The following is a 17,374-nucleotide window of genomic DNA, read 5'->3' on the forward strand; positions in this document are numbered from 1 at the left end:
CTGCGGATTTTCTGCAATCTTGGATTTTTAGGGTTCGCTACTAGATTACTCTGTAGAATCCTACCTTGATATACTCAGATGTTCCCGCAATTGACCGCGTTTTAATTGGGCCAATTATTAACCCAATTGATTCGAATAAGAGAACGAATTCTCCAGCAGTTTCGCAACGGGCATAACCCCGCTCGCACGGTTTAAGATCCCTTTTATCGGATCTCCCAATGGACGCAGATCGGTCAAGTTTACCCCGACACCGCCGCCTAAGCGGGAAAGTTCAAGACAATAGCCGATATTCTCGGCGATTGAGTTCATCGTATCGTCCATCGTTAATTTAAAGCATGAGACAAGCTCACCACGCGCCTTTTTCCCGCTGTTTAAAGCAGTTGGGGTTGCCGGCTGGTAGGCAGTCATAACCGCTTCAATGGCCTTTTCCGCCAAAGTTTCATCACCTTGTGCTAAATAAAGGGCGATGATGACGATCCGGTCCTCGTACTTTTCCAGAATCTCTTTTCCGTCACGGCTTTTCATCGCATAGCTTTCATAAAATTTCGAAGCACTCATGAATGAAGGGAACCGGAACTTGTAGGAATAGGCTTTTTTGTACATCTGTTTAATAAAGTCCATCGAGTACAAGTCAAAAAACTCTTTTTCGTAATAGCCTTCATCAACTAAATAGCGCACTTTTTCCTCTATATCGATAAAGTAGCGTAACCGGACATTGACGTCTTCCAGAAAATAGCGGCGTGTTGCTTCTTTGTCTTTCGCCAAATCCAGTTCACCGGTAGCACGGTAACGGTTTAATATATCATTATTTAATTTTAAATACTGTTTCATATCGATGCCTCTTTCCAAATGGAGTAATAGTAATCTGTAATCGACTCGTAATTAGCCGGAGTTCCTCGCATTTCCACTTTTTCAATTAACGGAATTCCATATTGTGCAGCTAAAAGGTCGCCAGCACGGCCGAAAAAATCATGACCGAAATTACGGTTTCCGCTTACGATGATTCCTTTGCATAATTCAAAGTTCGCAGTCATGAACTGGTCGACGATAGGGGGGACAGAGCCTAATCCATCCGTATACGTAAATAAAAGATACGGTTCACCGATTTTTACCACCCCGGTCAGATCCTTTGCGGGTAAACCGAGTTTTTGCACGATATATCGTACATTGCCAGTTCGTGAAGCATAAATGATCATGCCGTCATTTCAGAAATGCGATCGATAATAGAAGTCGGCTCTGCAATAAACTCACCGTTTATTTCAAATAACGGCACAGACAGAAAACCTGCATCGATGACTTTTTGTTTTGCTGATTCGTCCTGGTCAATATTAATGACCTCTACGTCCAAGTTGGCTGCATCAAGTTCGGATTTTACCCATAGGCATTTGGGGCAAATTGTTTTCGTGTAAAGTTTCATCATAGAATCCCTCGCTATATAAGTATTACTAACGATTGTGCCGGACATGTCAGCGGGGAAAACAAAAAAGCTATCCCGGAAAACAGGATAGCTTGAAATGGAAACGGATCGAGTGCGCGCCTCCATTTCCTATTCCCCGAAGAAATGTACGTAGTTTTAACGAGGCAGGTCTCCTGGCTTTGCTTCATCCGTCAGACGCACCTTCCCATGCTAGTAGCACAGTGGTCTATTCGTCTTCAGTCAGCATTTACAGTTGCGGGGACAGCGTTGGAATTACACCAAACTTCCCTTTTAAACTACATTTAGTAGTACCTTGTTAAAAAAACACAATATATAGTTGAATTGAGTATAAGCGTTAACAACCTAAAAGTAAAGAGCCTAATGAATGATTACATAAATTCAACCAAAATCCTAGAAAACTCCCTATTGAAAATAGAGAAAAAATATGGTTTTGTTATAACTGCATGTAATTAGATAATACAAATAGAAAGTTGGATGAATATGCCGATTCAATTAAAAATTAAGAAAACCCATCCGGAAGCCGTATTGCCGAAACAGGCACGGGAAGGGGACGCAGGGATGGATTTAAGTGCGGTTGAAGACAAAGTTTTACTGCCTGGGGAATACGGGTTAATTAAAACCGGGCTTCAAATCGAATTGCCTGAAGGAACAGAAGCTCAAGTACGCCCACGTAGCGGATTGGCTTTGAAACACGGGATTACGGTGTTAAATAGTCCTGGAACGATCGATGCAGGCTACCGCGGTGAAATTGGCGTAATTTTAATCAATCACGGGAAAGCACCGTTTACGATTGAAAAAGGGATGCGCATTGCCCAGCTAGTCGTCCAATATGTCCCGCAAGTTTTCATTGAAGAAACGGACGAACTGTCGGATTCGGAGCGCGGTGACAAGGGCTTTGGTTCGAGCGGAGTGAAATAATGGAAAAAGCCTGGTTCCAGATGAACTCAGGCTTTTTCTAATCCTCTTTTTTCCACTTTATATAATTGTACGTCGTTTGAATCCCAAAAAGTAGTATGAAAAAGAGCGTGAAAAATATAAAGAGATTAGTGAAACCTTCAAACAAATAAATAATGATCAACGCTATAATACAAATGGGAATGGAATAAAGGTCGCGCATAAATTTACGGCGGTATGATAGACCATGATAAGCAATTTTAAATCCTTTATCCACTTTTGGTTTATCCCGGTAGTGGATTGATAGAATAAGTGGTGTAATTAAAACTAAAATAAGTATAAATGCAATTGAAAAATCAATCATATTAATCACCTTTCTTTCCTGTTGTCACAATATCGATTTGCGTCACAATTTTTGTAATCGGTAAAAACGTTAATTCACATTGATAACGCCCATCAGGGAAGTCTTTGTAAGTACTGGATTTAATATTGTAAACTTTATTTTCAATCGTAACCTCAGTCGTATCGATACTTCTGCCATGCCCATTTACAAAGGTGATTTCGCAACTTCCTCCAGCAGTTTTCTGATCACCTGTCTGCAGATGATAGAAATCGTAGCTGTAAATCCCTGAAACAATCAGCATAAACAACGAAAGCACGCCAAGCATAACTGTATTCAAGTTATAAGGGGATACTTTCTTATTTACGAATTGCCGGATAAAAAAGAAAGCAGCAATGATAAATAATAAAGTGAAAATGATAAGCGCACTGTAAAATCCAATAAGCATGAACATGCCCCCTCTTAACTCATTACCTAATTTACGAATAAGTTGGAAAAAAGTTTCAAAATGATCTTATTTTTATTTTATTGGAATAATAAGAAATTGAAGTTACATAAGGACTTTTCTAACGAAGTATAAATGTGCATATGCATAAGGGAAACGTTTTTCCGTTTAGAAGGGGATCGATCGATTTTAGGCGAATTGATAACAAAGGGAAAATGTTAAATTGGGGTTGAGATAAAGGGAGGCATTGTATGCGAAGTATGCAAAGTGTATTGTTTGAGAAGTTTTTAGTGCTGCGCGGAACGAAAAAGAAATTTATGGATTTACGCCTGCTCGATGATTTTATTGCAATGAAACATAACGAGAGACCGTATGAACTGGATGCCAAATTCAAAGAGCAGCACCAAATCCAAAAAGACGAACTGAATGGCATGCACTATTACACAATCAACGAACAGCAGACACCGCAAAAGGTTATCTATTATTTCCACGGCGGTGCCTATATTAATGATCCATTGATTTTTCATTGGCGCTATTTAGAGAAGCTTGCACAGGAGACAAACTTCACGATTGTCGTGCCGATTTATCCGAAGCTGCCTAAACATACACATAAAGAGTGCTTTACTGCCATTCATGATTTATATGATCATCTCGTTTTAAAATATGATGCACCGTTTATTTTTATGGGGGATTCAGCAGGCGGTGGACTGGCATTGGCGCTGGCGCAGGATGTAAAGAAGTTCTCAAAAAAACAGCCGCAGCATATTGTTCTACATTCCGCATGGCTCGATGTACGGGGGGAAGATCCACGCTACAAAGAACTTGAAAAACTTGACCCGATGCTGGGCGTAGCAGGCGCACAGGAGCTCGGCAGATTATGGGCAGACGGAGCGGAGTTAACCGATTTCAAAATAAGTCCTCTACATGGAGAACTGAAAGACATCGGTCAAATCACTGCTTTTGTCGGGACAGGTGAGCTGCTGCTTGTCGATGCAAAAATGCTTCTCGATAAAGCAAAGGAACAAGGTGTAAGGGTCCATTACTATGAGTACCCGAGAATGAATCATGTTTTTCCGGTATTTCCCATTCCAGAAGCAAAGAAAGCAATGAAGCAATTACTCAAGATCATAAAAAATTAGCATGAATGAACGAGGAGCATTTACAGTATGAAATTATATATTATCCGACACGCAAAAGCAGAAGGACAAGATCCGGAAGCCGAGTTAACAGCAGCTGGTAAGAAGGAAAGTGAGCAGCTGGCGAATTTTCTGGAACAGTACCCGATTGAACTTGTCATATCAAGTCCATTTACAAGAGCATTACATACTATAGAACCTTTTGTCCGGAAAAACAAGATTCCTTTCAAAATGGATCATCGGTTGAGTGAACGAGTATTAAGTGACGAAAGTCTTCCGGATTGGCTGGAAAAATTGAAACAAACGTATGTAGATAAGGATTTAAAATTTACTGGCGGGGAATCTAGTAATGAAGCAACATATCGTATAATTGAATTAGTAGAAGAATTAAAACAAAGTACTCATATGTCAGTGGTAATCGTTACACACGGCAATATAATGTCATTACTACTCAATCATTTTCAACCGCATTTTGGATTTGATGAATGGAAACAGCTGTCCAATCCGGATGTATTTGAAATAGAGTTTAGCAATGAGCAAACAGTTGTAAACCGTATATGGCGATAGGTAGCGTAAAATAGGTTGTAGAAAAGCAGGTGCAATATGAAAAATTATTTTATTATCAGTGATATCCACGGTCAGTATAAAGCATTTGAACAGTTATTATCGTACTGGGATGAAAAGGATACCCTTGTTCTACTGGGGGATTTAATCGACCGGGGTCCTCGTTCTTATGAGGTTGTACAAAAAGTAATGGATTTGAAGCGGAAATACGGGGAACAGGTTGTTTTCTGTAAAGGGAATCATGAAGCGATGCTGTTGGATTTTCTTGAAAACCCTGGGCAAAAACACGCCTTTTATTACAAATACGGTGGTCGGGAAACAATGGCTTCATTTTTAAAGTATTTACCGGTCGAAGTAAGTGAACTGGACCCGATTGAACAAGCGCAAGTCGTAAAAGAGAAGTTTGCGGAGGAATTGGATTTTTTAAATAACGGCAAATTATATGAAATCGCAGGAAATCTGTTGTTGACGCATGCAGGGTTTGATTCGAGTTTCGCGACAGTTGATGAAACGGATGATGAAAATTTCTTATGGATTCGCCAGCATTATAAAAATGAAAATAAAACACCGTATATCAATGTTTTTGGTCATACACCATTACAACACATCCATGATTGCAATGATGTTTGGATTAGTGAAGACCAAAAATATATTGGAATAGACGGCGGGTGTTATTTTACAGGTCAATTGAATGGCATCGTTCTGTCGGAAGATGGACAAATCGTTCATATATATGCCGTTACTTCGGACAAAACCGAAAACTATGATATTTGACAGGTGTCGTTTAGACTGAGTATAAAGTTATAATTGTATAATATTTTTTCTTGTATGTATGTTTTCTCCCGGTTTTTTGGTATACTACAATCAACGATATGTAAAAGAGGTTATCCCGTTCGATTTTGTGCGGGGTAACCTCTTTCGTGTTTAAAGAAGTTTTTCAGGGAGGAAACATTTTGGAGCAATATACAAATTTACGAGCGGGCGAAAAAGGTGCCTATTTATCGATTTTTGCCTACATATTTTTAAGCGCTCTGAAGTTAGCTGCAGGCTATTTAGGCGATTCAGAAGCATTGAAGGCAGACGGATTAAATAATACAACCGATATTATTGCTTCGGTAGCCGTCTTGATCGGGCTCAGAATTTCCCAGCGCCCGCCGGATGATGATCATCGATACGGACATTTTCGTGCAGAAACGATCGCATCACTTGTTGCATCCTTTATTATGATTTATGTCGGGATCGAAGTACTGATATCAGCAGGTGAAAAAATCGCGAAACCGATTGATCAGGATCCTTCCATTTTAACAATTATTGTTGCTGTGTTTAGCGCAGCAGTTATGTTTGCAGTTTATAAATATAATTTAAACCTCTCAAAAAGAATTAACAGTTCTGCTGTTAAAGCGGCAGCCTATGATAACCGCTCTGATGCCTTTGTCAGTATCGGGACAGCAATCGGTATTACCGCAGCGATATTAGGTTTCCCGATCGTCGATACGATTACCGCCTTTATTATCGGTTTAATCATTATTAAAACAGCGATCGAAATCTTTAAAGAAGCGGTGTTCTCGTTAACGGACGGATTTGATACGGAATTGATCAGTTCGATTGAAGAACGTGTTTCGAAAATTCCGCGTGTCCGTGACGTTACCGATGTCCGTGGCAGACAGCACGGCAGCTTAATTCTTGTCGATATTACAGTAAGTGTAAATCCTAATCTCAATGTACGTGATTCACATGCCATTACGGAGCAAATTGAAAATGAAGTGAAGCAGTTGAATCCTTATGCGACAACACTTGTCCATATTGAACCGTATGACCCGAAAGAGCTGATTATTTGTGAAGATGATTTCCATTTCTAATGTATAGACAAGCCGTTCTCCTTTACTAACCGTGAAAGGAGAATGGCTTTTTTTATGTTTGAATCAAAATCATCCATCTTCTGTTAAAATGTAAGTACTTGCGAGCTTTATACCTACGTTAGGTTCTTTAACAAGAGTAACTTACATAGATTCAAAATTTACAAAAAAGAAAGAGGAATACTATTGCATACTACAATCGGGATTGTCGCTCATGTTGATTCTGGAAAAACAACATTTTGCGAACAATTGCTTTATCATACAAATGCGATTAAAAAGCGCGGGCGGGTCGATCACCAAGATGCTTATTTAGATAATCATGCCATTGAACGGCAACGCGGGATTACGATTTTTGCGGAGCAGGGGCGGATCGATTACAACGGGCAAGTGTATACGCTGATCGATACACCGGGTCACATCGATTTCGCACCTGAAATGGAGCGTGTGGTTCATGTGATGGATGCGGCTATTGTCATTATTAGTGCGGTCGATGGAATTGAAGGGCATACGGAAACAGTTTGGCATTTGCTGCGGGAGCACCATGTTCCGACATTCATCTTCATTAACAAAATAGATCGTGAAGGAGCAGATGTTGATGCAGTAATGGCTGCGATTAAAAAAGACTTATCTCCAAATGCCCTACTGTTCAACAATGGCATTGATACTACAGTAAAAGAGTGGCTTGCGGAACGTGATGAACAGCTGATGGAAAAGTACTTTGCAGATGAATTAACGGAGCATGACTGTAACGCAAAGCTGAAAGAGATGATACAGAAGGAACAGGCCTTTGTTTGTATGTCGGGCTCTGCTTTAAAAGATGAAGGGGTACTGGATTTTTTCGAAACGATTGCGCAACTGACAGAAACGACATTCGATGTGAACGGACCATTTGAAGGGAAGGTCTATAAAATTCGCCATGACAATCAGCAGCGTCTCACATTTATGAAAGCATTATCGGGTGTATTGAAAGTTCGCGATGAATTTACTTTCGGTGAAACGACAGAAAAGGTAACGGAAATCCGGCTATACAATGGCAGCAGCTTTACGACGGTTCAACAAATACAGGCGGGCGATATTTTTGCGGTGAAGGGACTGGCGACACCGGTTATCGGGGATGTGATCGGGGATACGGAAGCAAATGCTGCGCAATTTGAAATGGTACCGACATTGCAGGCGAAAGTAATGTACGAAGGTGCATTACATATTAAAGAACTTCACCGGATTTTCCGTGAAATTGAAGCGGAGGAGCCGAGTTTACGGATCGTATGGAATGAGAAATTCCAGGAAATTTCGGTTCATGTTATGGGGGCGATTCAGCTCGAAGTATTAACGGAACTGGTGAAGGACCGCTTCGGAATTGACGTGGACTTCGGCAAGCCGCAAATTCTCTATAAAGAAACGATTGCTGCTCTAACAGTCGGCTATGGCCATTTTGAACCGTTAAAGCATTATGCGGAAGTACATCTGAAAATGGAACCGAACACGCGCGGTGCAGGAAACACATTCTCGAGCGAGTGTCATGCCGATAATTTATCTGTCGGGCAGCAGCGGTTAATAGAAAAGCATCTATTTGAGCGGGACCATCACGGATTGCTTACGGGTTTTCCTGTAACTGATATTCATTTTACGCTACTGACAGGACGTGCACATAATAAGCACACAGAAGGCGGAGATTTCCGTGAAGCATCGTTTAGAGCATTGCGGCAAGGGCTTGAACAAGTGGAAAATATACTGTTGGAGCCTTATTACCGATTTAAGATGAAAGCGTCAAACGACCATATTGGCCGGATGATGTCGGATATCCAACAGGCAAGCGGAACATTTGAAGCACCGATTTTAACAGAAGATACCGTGACAATATACGGGTGGGCTCCAGTAGCAACTTTTATGGAGTACTCCACTCAATTTGCCGCTTATACAAACGGGAAAGGTGCGTTAACTCTGCAATTCGATGGCTATGATGTATGCCATAACAGCGAGGAAATCATTGAACAGATTGGCTACAATAAAAACGCAGACCCTGAATATACATCCTCAAGCATTTTTTGTGCAAAGGGGAAGGGGTACAGTGTGCCTTGGCATGAAGTGAAAGACGCGATGCATTGTGAAGTAAGGGAAATTGAATAACGAAGAGAAGGATTTTGCGGGACAATAAAGAAATAAGCTAGAGTGTACAGAAAAAGGAGGCACTTCTAATGGCATATATTTTACAAGTAGATTTCAAAATGGACGGTCCATTCGGTGAAGAAATGGCTGTGGGGTTTAAAGGATTGGCAGAAAGTATTAATGAAGAAAAAGGTTTGCTTTGGAAAATTTGGACAGAGGATGCGAAAGCTGGCGAAGCGGGTGGTATTTACTTATTTGAAACAAAGGAAACTGCTGCAGCTTACTTGGAAATGCATTCAAAGCGTCTCAATGGCTTCGGTATAACAGCCATCAACAGCAAAATTTTAGCAGTGAACGAGTCGTTAACGAAGATTAACAATGGTCCGGTTAATGTATAAATAAAAAAGCATGACAGTTTTTGAGAGACACAATGGTGGTGTCTCTCTTTTTGTTTGGAATTAACTGAACGTAAAATCCAAGTTTGGGGATTTTTGGAACTTATCGTATAATATAATACGTCCCAAAATTTAAGGGAGGAGGTTAGCGTTTTATGGAAACATTAGTCCCTTTATCTTTAATAGGTATTCCACTTTTCTCGATCGTGCTCTGTGTCACTATTATCAATTTGCTGAAAATTATTATCCATCACCCGGAACAATCTGTAAAGAAACATACTTTCTTAATTAGTATCAGCGTTGCATACATACTATTTTCATTTTTATGTATATTAATTGTCATTGCCGATTCAGTTTGGGGAATATCCCCTTAAGTGACTCACATATTGCTATGGAGTTAAATTAATACTAAGAAAGACAAAATACTCTTTAGGTAAGAGTTTTTGTCTTTTTTTACGCTTACGCTCATTTAGTTTTTCTTTTGCTTTGACCAAAAGTCAGGAGGCATATAAGAAATTAACGAATAATCAATTTCATCCCCGGATTGAGTTGCTAATTGTACAAGTAAAGGTTCCTTTTTATTAAGTGGGTTTATTGCCCCGGTTTTAACTGTAATAACCTGAACCCCGGTTCTTTTTGGATGGCCGACCAAAACGACCTGATTACCTAAAGTAAAAACATCGGTAATTTCGGTTTGAAATGCAACAATATAAAGGTCCAAATCATTTTCATTTTGAAACATGGGGATAGATAAGCCGAGGTTGTGTTCGAAATCATACCAACCAGAGATTCCAATATCATAATTTGTAAATAATCGGTGCAGGGCATAATGGATCCTACTAGGAATATAACTCCATCTTCCGGTCTTGCTATACCAATGTTCCTCATATGCAGGTCTTTTATAATCAGGTTTACTTACTATCACTTCAAAAGGAATTTTAGTTCCATTTTTCATCACTTCTGAAATTTGAACCACATTTGATGGGAAAGGTTGCTCTTTCCAAGGAGGGTCAGAAATATTTTCAGGTTTGGAAGGCTCAAGATTTTGAAGACGTTTTTCTGCTTCATTTAATTTTTCTTTAAGGTCTGCAATTTTTTCCTCTAAACGCTTAGCTTCATTTAATTCTTCTGCATTGCAAAGCGGTGCAATACTTATATTAAAAATCACTACGCAAATAATAAATAAAATCTTTTTGACAATTACCATTTAAACACCTCAAAATTATTTTGCGCTATTGATGCTTAATTATGTTTTAGTAATTATTTCTATGAGTACGGATACTTTAGTACCAGAATAAAGAATGCTATTTAATACTCATTTTCCAGATTGAGGTTGCTAGTCTCCGAATATTGTAATAGTGTTTTAATTACATTTCATTTTAATGGTTTTATTTTAGCAGCAATTCCAACATTTATTCGCAGTAAACAGGGGTGATGTTATAGTGATTTTAGTGATTTTGATGCTAGGTTTATTTTTAATGATTTATCTGAAGAAACCATTTCTGTTTAGTAAAAGAGTATATGATAATATTTTTTTAGGCGGTTATCTTATTCTCTTAACACTTTATATTATTAACACAGCCTTTTTTAGATTAATGTCTGATCAGTTACTTTTAATTGTTACACTTATTTTCCTATTACCTTTGTTTATTAAGTTTTTTGCAGTTAAAAGTAGCACAAAATAAATTCGAAATTCAAGAAAAGCAGGAACATTGGTAATTCAACGTTCCTGCTTTTCTATATACTTTTCGTTGTAATCCTCGTTGGGATTCATTTTGGGAACTTTAATCAAGTCAGCATTTACCTCACAAAAATTTGTGCATCAAAATAACACAGACCTTTGCAGCTTGGGCAATCGACTAACAACTACATAACGGATGCCTCCAGCCTGATCGACGGTATCGCCATGGGGGAAATTATTATCATTTATTTAATAAGTTAATGTAATATTCTTACTGTTTTGTTATATTACAAGGGGGAAGGCGGTTTGAAAACGTTTGGAATTAAATAAACCCTTGATAAATAATCTTTGTATTTTGATACATAATTTGAAGTTGGGAGCTGCTGAAAATGTTGGATAAGATAAAGGATTCATTTACATCTAAGCAATTAGCTTGTTCTAATTGTGGAAGAAAAATTGAAGAAGGGGAACGTTTTACAGCCAATATAACGATGCCCTCTGAAAGAAACATGATGGTATCAAGATTAGATAATGCAATTGCAAGAACCGCCGACAGTGTTATTTGTGAAAAATGTCAGTAAAGCATGCAATAACGGATTCATGAAAGACTGATAGGTAGTATACACAAAGTGAATAATTCTTACTGAGGAATGAAAGGATTGAAAAAATGGAGAATTGTATATTTTGTAGGATTGTAGGGGGAGAACTACCCTCCTACACAATATTTAAAGATGAGATAGTAACTGCATTTCTAGATATTAACCCTGTGGCTATAGGTCATATATTAGTAATCCCCAATAAACATTTTACCAGATTAGACACTATCAACGATGAAGAAATTATGAAAGGATTAATGAATGCACTTATCAAGGTATCAAATCAACTCATTGCTTCTGGGATTTGTAATGACTTTACTATACTTAATGATAATGGAATAAATGCACAACAAGATATTATGCATACTCATTTCCATATCATACCGAGACATCGTAATGAAAAAATAGAATTAAAACTTCCAACAGATAAAGATGCTGCTACTACAGAGAAACTTGAATATACATATACTCTTCTGAAACAATTATTATAAGATATTCATTTAACAGTTAGTTTTATAGTGACTTCAACTTAAATTTGAGTTTTATAATGAGGTAGTGGACAAAAATTATGGAGTAAATTATCTAAAAAAAAGATTGAGATTATGAATTTAAAATACATTTCGATTTATACTAACGTTCCCAATTGAAACTTTTGGTACGATTATTTAGTTACAATTATTGCAAATGAAAAGAGGTTTTTGCATGAATTTTTTTCTACCTATTTTAGGTTCAATATTGCTATCACTTATATTATTTATGATTCATCCCTTTGTTGCAGCTATTGTTTTATCAGGTATAGTAGTAGGTTGCTTATTAAGAGGGCTATATTTGTTAAAAGAAATTCACAAAAAACTCATACCTAAAGAAGATAAAGTAAAAGCTGCAGTAAGACGCCATTTAGAAGAATAAAATCGTATAGAATAACTATCTGAAATTTTTACAGTCAAAAATTAACATTTAAAAGTAATTTTATGGATAAACAAATGAATTAAGCATACATAATTAACTTAAATAACCTTCCCAAATAAAAGCTTCGGTAGCTTTTAACTAAATTTAATAACGTTATTAAGAATTGGACTTTTCCAATTCTTTTTTTTATCATTCAAACATTGAATGATACAAAAAGAGTACACTATAATCAAATGAATATTTGAATGAGGGAGGGTGATCTTAATGAGTAAGAAAGATACATGTGAAATTTATTGTTATGACGAGGAAAAAGTCAATCAAATACAAGGTGAATTAGAAAAAGAAGACCTTTCCAGTGTTGCCCAATTGTTTAAAGCACTTGCAGATGAAAATAGAGCAAAAATTTCCTTTGCTTTATGCCAAGATGATGAGTTATGTGTTTGTGATATTGCCAATATTATTGGTTCTTCTGTTGCAACAGCTTCTCATCACCTTCGAACTCTTCATAAGCAAGGGATTGTAAAGTATCGAAAAGAAGGTAAATTAGCCTTTTATTCACTGGATGATGACCATATCAAGCAATTGATTACCCTCGCATTAGCATATAAGAAAGAGGTGAAGGTCAATGTCTGTGCAACAAGGTAAACTAACAGAAGAAGAAATGAAAACCTATCGTGTACAAGGGTTTACTTGTACAAATTGTGCAGCTATTTTTGAAAGTAACGTTAAAGGTTTGCCAGGTGTTGAGGATGCAAAGGTTAATTTTGGTGCATCTAAAGTGTATGTGAAAGGCAATGCAACAATTGAGGAACTAGAAAAAGCAGGAGCATTTGAGAATTTAAAGATTCGGGATGAAAAAGAACAAAAGGTGGAACGTGAACCATTTTGGAAGCAAAAAGAGAATATTAAGGTTTATATTTCAGTCGTTTTGCTTGTGATTAGTTGGTCTTTAGTGGAGCAATTTGGAGAAGAACATACCCTTCCAACAATCGGTTATGCAGCATCTATTTTAATTGGCGGCTATTCGCTATTCATTAAAGGGCTTAAAAATCTAAGCAGATTAAAGTTTGATATGAATACGCTCATGACGATTGCCATTATAGGAGCTGCTGTGATAGGTGAATGGGGAGAAGGGGCAATGGTTGTCATTCTGTTCGCTATTAGTGAAGCATTAGAGCGTTATTCAATGGATAAGGCTCGTCAATCTATTGAATCTTTAATGGATATTGCTCCAAAAGAAGCGTTAATTCGCCGTGGAACTGAAGAAATGATGGTTCATGTTGAAGATATTCAGGTTGGAGATATGATGATCGTCAAACCTGGTCAAAAATTGGCGATGGATGGAACAGTTATTAAGGGAACTTCCACGTTAAATCAGGCTGCAATTACTGGAGAAAGTGTTCCAGTAACTAAAACAATAAATGATGAGGTATTTGCGGGAACCTTAAACGAAGAAGGATTGCTTGAAGTAAAAGTAACAAAACGAGTTGAAGATACGACGCTTTCGAAAATTATTTATCTTGTAGAAGAAGCACAAGCAGAGCGAGCACCTTCTCAAGCATTTGTAGATAAATTTGCGAAATACTATACACCTGCAATTGTCATTTTGGCTGCTGTAATTGCCGTTCTTCCGCCACTGTTTGGTGGAGATTGGAGTGAATGGATTTATCAAGGTTTAGCAATATTGGTTGTTGGTTGTCCCTGTGCTTTAGTTGTTTCAACTCCAGTGGCTGTTGTTACTGCAATTGGAAATGCAGCAAAAAATGGTGTCTTAATTAAAGGTGGCATCCATCTAGAAGAAACTGGACACTTAAAAGCGATTGCGTTTGATAAAACAGGAACATTAACAAAAGGTATTCCTGCTGTAACAGATATCGTAACATATCGTGGAAACGAAAATGAATTATTGACAATTACTGCAGCCATCGAAAATGGTTCCCAACATCCATTAGCTTCAGCGATTAAGAGAAAAGCTGAAGAAAACGGGTTAAACTTTAAGGGTGTCGTGGTTGAAGAGTTCCAATCTATTACAGGAAAAGGCGTTAAAGCCAAAGTAAATAGTGACATGTACTATGTGGGAAGTCCTAATCTGTTTGAAAAAACCATTAGAAATGGTATTGAATCATCTATTACAGAAAATATCACTCGTATGCAAACTCAAGGTAAAACGGTAATGGTTTTGGGAACGGAAAAAGAAATTCTTTCGTTGATTGCCGTTGCAGATGAAGTGAGAGACTCCTCAAAAGAAGTCATCAGTAAACTGAATCATATGGGCATCGAAACAGTAATGCTTACTGGTGATAATCAACGAACAGCAGAAGTCATCGGAAAACAGGTTGATGTATCAGATATTAAAGCCGATTTATTGCCAGAGGATAAATTATACTTTATTAAAAAACTTCGTGAAAAGCATCAGAGTGTGGCAATGGTTGGAGATGGTGTCAACGATGCCCCAGCACTTGCAGCATCTTCAGTTGGTGTGGCAATGGGTGGTGCTGGAACAGATACAGCGTTAGAAACTGCTGATATCGCATTAATGTCTGATGACCTAAGTAAATTACCATATACAATTAAATTAAGCCGTAAAGCTTTAGTCATTATCAAGCAAAATATTACCTTCTCCTTAGCAATTAAATTAGTAGCATTAATGTTAGTTATGCCTGGTTGGTTAACGCTATGGATTGCGATATTCGCTGATATGGGCGCAACACTGCTTGTAATGTTAAACAGTTTAAGGCTATTGAGAGTAAAAGAATAAAATTTAAGTTCAAAAAGGGATTATAACGTATACAAATTAACCATAGATAATGGTCCCTAATGACACTTTAGTTACTTTACCTGCTGACCTTCCTAAACACGCTTTGGGAAGGTTTTTGAATTTATTTATATTTTACTTTTAGATTTACTAATAATTGTATAGTTAGTAATCTTAAGTATAATATAAATATATACAATTATTGGAAAGGGGATATGGATGAAAAAGAAATTACGTGTATTTTTCCTATTAGCAGTATTGATTTGTGGTATTTTTACGTTTTCAAATAATTCTTATGCAGTCACACAGGAGATAGAATTAAAAGACGACTATTTTTCTACGGAGGTTCAAACTCTAACAGTTTCAGATTTCCAAGGTATTTCCTATTTAACTACGAAAGAATATTTACACACACCTTCTGGATTACCTATTTACAAAACTGAATTATTTTATACTGATTTACATGAATTACAACAACAACCCGAGTTCTTCGAATTTACAAAAGATATTGAAGGGCATTTGTATAAGGGTACTTTAGAATTATATCGAGCCGAAAAGGAGGGCGATATGTGGAAAGCTATGTATAGCGGGGTTATCACTAGAGTTGAATCGTCTAACGAATAATATTTGCAATATATAAAAGTTGTATTCTAATAACGTTCCTAAATCAAAGCTTGGTAATATTTCAAACAGCGACAAAAACTGATTTAACAGTGCTTGTCGCTGTTTTTATTAAAATAACGTTCTGAGACGCTGTGAGAAATCATTTTAAAGAGGACATGGGGGTAAGTGAAGGAGTAAACCAGAAAAAGGCGTCTCGCCAGATTTATGCAGATTTACAACGTTAATGGCTTGAATGTTACCAAACGTTGGTTTGGGGACGTTATAATTTAATTAACGAACTAATTGATAAAGGGGAGGATTCATTGCACCCAATAGAAATTATTCAATTGTTGATAGCCTGTGGAATTTTAGTTTTTATTTTGTTCATTTCTTTTATTTTTAAAGAAAAAACGAGAAAAAGGATTCAGGGGTTGGCTCTTTTATTTTTATTGTCTTTTGGCATCATTTATTTTGTACGTCCATATTGGACAGATATACAAATTGAAAAGAAAGTAAGTTATATACAGTTGCATTTGGAGAAAAAGTATCCTGGAGAAACGTGGGAATTTCGAACAGTGCCTCATCGTGAAGATGGTTATGAAACCTCGAATCCATATTTTATTGGTGTCATATTTGATAATGAACCACAAGTGGAATATACATATTTCGCTCGTAATAAATACGATATTACTCAACAAGGGTTTTCTACATCTGATTCAGAAAGTGATTTACTACATTTAGAATAAAAATTACATTTTGAAGCCCACTCTTTACATATTTATCTAAACATACATTTTTAAAAAGAATTCCACTAAACATTCCTAAACATCGCTTTGGGTGCATTTACATTGGGGATATATGTTAAAGTTGATTTTATAAAGAGATGTGAAGGGATTGGTGTCATTGTGCATAAAAAGAAGTATTTTATTATCTTCGTACCAGTGTTAATAATAGGCTTACTTTTAATATACTATCTTCCAGCAAATGGGCTTACTTATCTTATGTTAATTCCTCTGATTGCTTGGTTCATTTATTATGCTTGGATATATAACGAAAAAAGATTGAAAAACAAAACTTAATTATTTTATTTGATTGATAAAGCATAAATAATAACGTTCCCAAATGACACATTGGTAACGTTATACTTCAACTAAGGTAAGCATGGAGGCTAGGTATATATGGAGAATTTCGAAAGTCTTTTACCAAGACATAAATCAGATAATGATAGAGTAGAAATGATAAAAAAAATGGATAGAGATAAAATATTGCCTTTATTACCTAATCTCCTTGAATGGATTCAAGATATGAATTGGCCAGTGGCATCAAGCGTGTTAGAACTACTTTTAACTTTTCCAGAAGAAATTGTTCCATATGTGCAAGATGTTTTAACTTCTTCTGATGATGATAACTGGAAGTGGTTCATTTTACACTATTTAGTTATAGAATTGCCGAAAGAGTCGAGAGTTCAGTTTAGAGAGTATTTAACAAGAGTATCTGAAACACCAAAACGTAATGAACTCGCAGAAGAACTTGATGAAATAGCAAAAAAGATTTTGGAAACAATCTAAATAAACCTCCTCTTACTTCACTAACGATGTGCTTTAGTGCAACAAGAACTAATAACGTTTACAAAACAAATGGGGTGCACTTCAAGTT

The 17,374-nt window shown here is 37.0% G+C and carries 21 protein-coding genes, 1 pseudogene and 1 riboswitch; of the genes and pseudogenes, 16 read left to right on the forward strand and 6 right to left on the reverse strand.

Translation table 11 applies throughout. The features are described from left to right. Positions 1–120: 120 nt before the first annotated feature. From MKZ25_RS07775 to MKZ25_RS07785, 3 genes and pseudogenes are all read right to left on the reverse strand, one after another. A pseudogene (locus tag MKZ25_RS07775) lies at positions 121–831 on the reverse strand (ribonucleotide reductase N-terminal alpha domain-containing protein); the annotation flags it as partial. Continuing rightward, positions 828–1,196, reverse strand: a complete 369-nt coding sequence (nrdI, locus tag MKZ25_RS07780; protein ID WP_340800998.1) for a class Ib ribonucleoside-diphosphate reductase assembly flavoprotein NrdI — start codon at positions 1,194–1,196, stop codon at positions 828–830. The gene nrdI and the pseudogene MKZ25_RS07775, both read right to left, overlap by 4 nt. Continuing rightward, the gene (locus MKZ25_RS07785; protein WP_340800999.1) at positions 1,193–1,420 is read right to left on the reverse strand and encodes a glutaredoxin family protein; all 228 of its coding nucleotides are present in this window, start codon (positions 1,418–1,420) and stop codon (positions 1,193–1,195) included. Before MKZ25_RS07785 ends, nrdI begins: the two co-directional genes overlap by 4 nt. Positions 1,421–1,563: 143 nt before the next feature. After that, a riboswitch (cobalamin riboswitch) is annotated at positions 1,564–1,748 on the reverse strand. 164 nt (positions 1,749–1,912) lie between these two features. Between MKZ25_RS07785 and dut the strand changes: the two genes are divergently transcribed. Further along, entirely contained in the window at positions 1,913–2,356 is a 444-nt protein-coding gene (gene dut, locus MKZ25_RS07790; protein WP_445326857.1) for a dUTP diphosphatase, read from the forward strand. 37 nt (positions 2,357–2,393) lie between these two features. Here dut and MKZ25_RS07795 read toward each other — a convergent pair whose 3' ends face one another. Then, entirely contained in the window at positions 2,394–2,696 is a 303-nt protein-coding gene (locus MKZ25_RS07795) for an ATPase (RefSeq protein WP_340801001.1), read from the reverse strand. A gap of 1 nt (position 2,697) precedes the next feature. Then, positions 2,698–3,120: a cobalamin biosynthesis protein CobN gene (locus tag MKZ25_RS07800; RefSeq protein WP_340801002.1), complete on the reverse strand. Its 423-nt coding sequence runs from the start codon at positions 3,118–3,120 to the stop codon at positions 2,698–2,700. A 248-nt stretch (positions 3,121–3,368) separates the two neighbouring features. Between MKZ25_RS07800 and MKZ25_RS07805 the strand changes: the two genes are divergently transcribed. The 7 genes from MKZ25_RS07805 (at position 3,369) to MKZ25_RS07835 (ending at position 9,548) form a co-directional block, all read left to right on the forward strand. After that, positions 3,369–4,256, forward strand: a complete 888-nt coding sequence (locus MKZ25_RS07805; RefSeq protein WP_340801003.1) for an alpha/beta hydrolase — start codon at positions 3,369–3,371, stop codon at positions 4,254–4,256. A 27-nt stretch (positions 4,257–4,283) separates the two neighbouring features. After that, positions 4,284–4,820 carry a histidine phosphatase family protein gene (locus MKZ25_RS07810; protein ID WP_340801004.1) on the forward strand — a complete coding sequence of 179 codons (537 nt, stop codon included), beginning with the start codon at positions 4,284–4,286 and terminating at the stop codon, positions 4,818–4,820. Positions 4,821–4,856: 36 nt separating this feature from the next. Further along, a complete protein-coding gene (locus MKZ25_RS07815) occupies positions 4,857–5,591 on the forward strand; it encodes a metallophosphoesterase family protein (RefSeq protein WP_340801005.1) in 735 nt (244 codons plus the stop codon). Positions 5,592–5,770: 179 nt separating this feature from the next. Beyond that, positions 5,771–6,676 carry a cation diffusion facilitator family transporter gene (locus MKZ25_RS07820; protein ID WP_340801006.1) on the forward strand — a complete coding sequence of 302 codons (906 nt, stop codon included), beginning with the start codon at positions 5,771–5,773 and terminating at the stop codon, positions 6,674–6,676. Positions 6,677–6,859: 183 nt separating this feature from the next. Continuing rightward, positions 6,860–8,800 carry a translation factor GTPase family protein gene (locus MKZ25_RS07825; protein ID WP_340801007.1) on the forward strand — a complete coding sequence of 647 codons (1,941 nt, stop codon included), beginning with the start codon at positions 6,860–6,862 and terminating at the stop codon, positions 8,798–8,800. A 68-nt stretch (positions 8,801–8,868) separates the two neighbouring features. Next, entirely contained in the window at positions 8,869–9,177 is a 309-nt protein-coding gene (locus tag MKZ25_RS07830) for a monooxygenase (RefSeq protein WP_340801008.1), read from the forward strand. 152 nt (positions 9,178–9,329) lie between these two features. Beyond that, entirely contained in the window at positions 9,330–9,548 is a 219-nt protein-coding gene (locus tag MKZ25_RS07835; protein ID WP_340801009.1) for a hypothetical protein, read from the forward strand. Between the two features lie 95 nt (positions 9,549–9,643). Here the strand turns inward: MKZ25_RS07835 and MKZ25_RS07840 are convergent, their stop codons facing one another. Further along, a complete protein-coding gene (locus MKZ25_RS07840) occupies positions 9,644–10,381 on the reverse strand; it encodes a hypothetical protein (protein ID WP_340801010.1) in 738 nt (245 codons plus the stop codon). Between the two features lie 863 nt (positions 10,382–11,244). Between MKZ25_RS07840 and MKZ25_RS07845 the strand changes: the two genes are divergently transcribed. From MKZ25_RS07845 to MKZ25_RS07880, 8 genes are all read left to right on the forward strand, one after another. Continuing rightward, entirely contained in the window at positions 11,245–11,436 is a 192-nt protein-coding gene (locus MKZ25_RS07845; protein ID WP_340801011.1) for a hypothetical protein, read from the forward strand. Positions 11,437–11,522: 86 nt separating this feature from the next. Further along, positions 11,523–11,942, forward strand: coding sequence for an HIT domain-containing protein (locus tag MKZ25_RS07850; protein ID WP_340801012.1), 420 nt, complete (start codon positions 11,523–11,525; stop codon positions 11,940–11,942). Between the two features lie 211 nt (positions 11,943–12,153). After that, a complete protein-coding gene (locus tag MKZ25_RS07855) occupies positions 12,154–12,360 on the forward strand; it encodes a hypothetical protein (RefSeq protein WP_340801013.1) in 207 nt (68 codons plus the stop codon). Positions 12,361–12,624: 264 nt separating this feature from the next. After that, the gene (locus MKZ25_RS07860; protein WP_340801014.1) at positions 12,625–13,005 is read left to right on the forward strand and encodes an ArsR/SmtB family transcription factor; all 381 of its coding nucleotides are present in this window, start codon (positions 12,625–12,627) and stop codon (positions 13,003–13,005) included. Beyond that, positions 12,986–15,118 carry a heavy metal translocating P-type ATPase gene (locus MKZ25_RS07865; protein WP_340801015.1) on the forward strand — a complete coding sequence of 711 codons (2,133 nt, stop codon included), beginning with the start codon at positions 12,986–12,988 and terminating at the stop codon, positions 15,116–15,118. Before MKZ25_RS07860 ends, MKZ25_RS07865 begins: the two co-directional genes overlap by 20 nt. Positions 15,119–15,334: 216 nt before the next feature. After that, the gene (locus MKZ25_RS07870; protein ID WP_340801016.1) at positions 15,335–15,739 is read left to right on the forward strand and encodes a hypothetical protein; all 405 of its coding nucleotides are present in this window, start codon (positions 15,335–15,337) and stop codon (positions 15,737–15,739) included. 302 nt (positions 15,740–16,041) lie between these two features. Further along, a complete protein-coding gene (locus MKZ25_RS07875) occupies positions 16,042–16,464 on the forward strand; it encodes a hypothetical protein (RefSeq protein WP_340801017.1) in 423 nt (140 codons plus the stop codon). 432 nt (positions 16,465–16,896) lie between these two features. After that, positions 16,897–17,286: a DUF5071 domain-containing protein gene (locus MKZ25_RS07880; protein ID WP_340801018.1), complete on the forward strand. Its 390-nt coding sequence runs from the start codon at positions 16,897–16,899 to the stop codon at positions 17,284–17,286. Positions 17,287–17,374 lie beyond the last annotated feature (88 nt).

The organism is Solibacillus sp. FSL W7-1464 (genome assembly GCF_038004425.1).
In the GTDB taxonomy this organism is placed as follows: domain Bacteria; phylum Bacillota; class Bacilli; order Bacillales_A; family Planococcaceae; genus Solibacillus.

What these genes read in the sequence shown, in the direction of transcription:
- MKZ25_RS07860 (WP_340801014.1), top strand. Translation starts at nt 12,625, where the DNA reads ATGAGTAAGAAAGATACATGTGAAATTTATTGTTATGACGAGGAAAAA.
- MKZ25_RS07880 (WP_340801018.1), top strand. Translation starts at nt 16,897, where the DNA reads ATGGAGAATTTCGAAAGTCTTTTACCAAGACATAAATCAGATAATGAT.
- MKZ25_RS07815 (WP_340801005.1), top strand. Translation starts at nt 4,857, where the DNA reads ATGAAAAATTATTTTATTATCAGTGATATCCACGGTCAGTATAAAGCA.
- MKZ25_RS07850 (WP_340801012.1), top strand. Translation starts at nt 11,523, where the DNA reads ATGGAGAATTGTATATTTTGTAGGATTGTAGGGGGAGAACTACCCTCC.
- nrdI (WP_340800998.1), bottom strand. Translation starts at nt 1,196, where the DNA reads ATGATCATTTATGCTTCACGAACTGGCAATGTACGATATATCGTGCAA.
- MKZ25_RS07845 (WP_340801011.1), top strand. Translation starts at nt 11,245, where the DNA reads ATGTTGGATAAGATAAAGGATTCATTTACATCTAAGCAATTAGCTTGT.
- MKZ25_RS07870 (WP_340801016.1), top strand. Translation starts at nt 15,335, where the DNA reads ATGAAAAAGAAATTACGTGTATTTTTCCTATTAGCAGTATTGATTTGT.
- MKZ25_RS07805 (WP_340801003.1), top strand. Translation starts at nt 3,369, where the DNA reads ATGCGAAGTATGCAAAGTGTATTGTTTGAGAAGTTTTTAGTGCTGCGC.
- MKZ25_RS07840 (WP_340801010.1), bottom strand. Translation starts at nt 10,381, where the DNA reads ATGGTAATTGTCAAAAAGATTTTATTTATTATTTGCGTAGTGATTTTT.
- MKZ25_RS07855 (WP_340801013.1), top strand. Translation starts at nt 12,154, where the DNA reads ATGAATTTTTTTCTACCTATTTTAGGTTCAATATTGCTATCACTTATA.
- MKZ25_RS07795 (WP_340801001.1), bottom strand. Translation starts at nt 2,696, where the DNA reads ATGATTGATTTTTCAATTGCATTTATACTTATTTTAGTTTTAATTACA.
- MKZ25_RS07830 (WP_340801008.1), top strand. Translation starts at nt 8,869, where the DNA reads ATGGCATATATTTTACAAGTAGATTTCAAAATGGACGGTCCATTCGGT.
- MKZ25_RS07810 (WP_340801004.1), top strand. Translation starts at nt 4,284, where the DNA reads ATGAAATTATATATTATCCGACACGCAAAAGCAGAAGGACAAGATCCG.
- dut (WP_445326857.1), top strand. Translation starts at nt 1,913, where the DNA reads ATGAATATGCCGATTCAATTAAAAATTAAGAAAACCCATCCGGAAGCC.
- MKZ25_RS07865 (WP_340801015.1), top strand. Translation starts at nt 12,986, where the DNA reads ATGTCTGTGCAACAAGGTAAACTAACAGAAGAAGAAATGAAAACCTAT.
- MKZ25_RS07800 (WP_340801002.1), bottom strand. Translation starts at nt 3,120, where the DNA reads ATGCTTATTGGATTTTACAGTGCGCTTATCATTTTCACTTTATTATTT.
- MKZ25_RS07785 (WP_340800999.1), bottom strand. Translation starts at nt 1,420, where the DNA reads ATGATGAAACTTTACACGAAAACAATTTGCCCCAAATGCCTATGGGTA.
- MKZ25_RS07835 (WP_340801009.1), top strand. Translation starts at nt 9,330, where the DNA reads ATGGAAACATTAGTCCCTTTATCTTTAATAGGTATTCCACTTTTCTCG.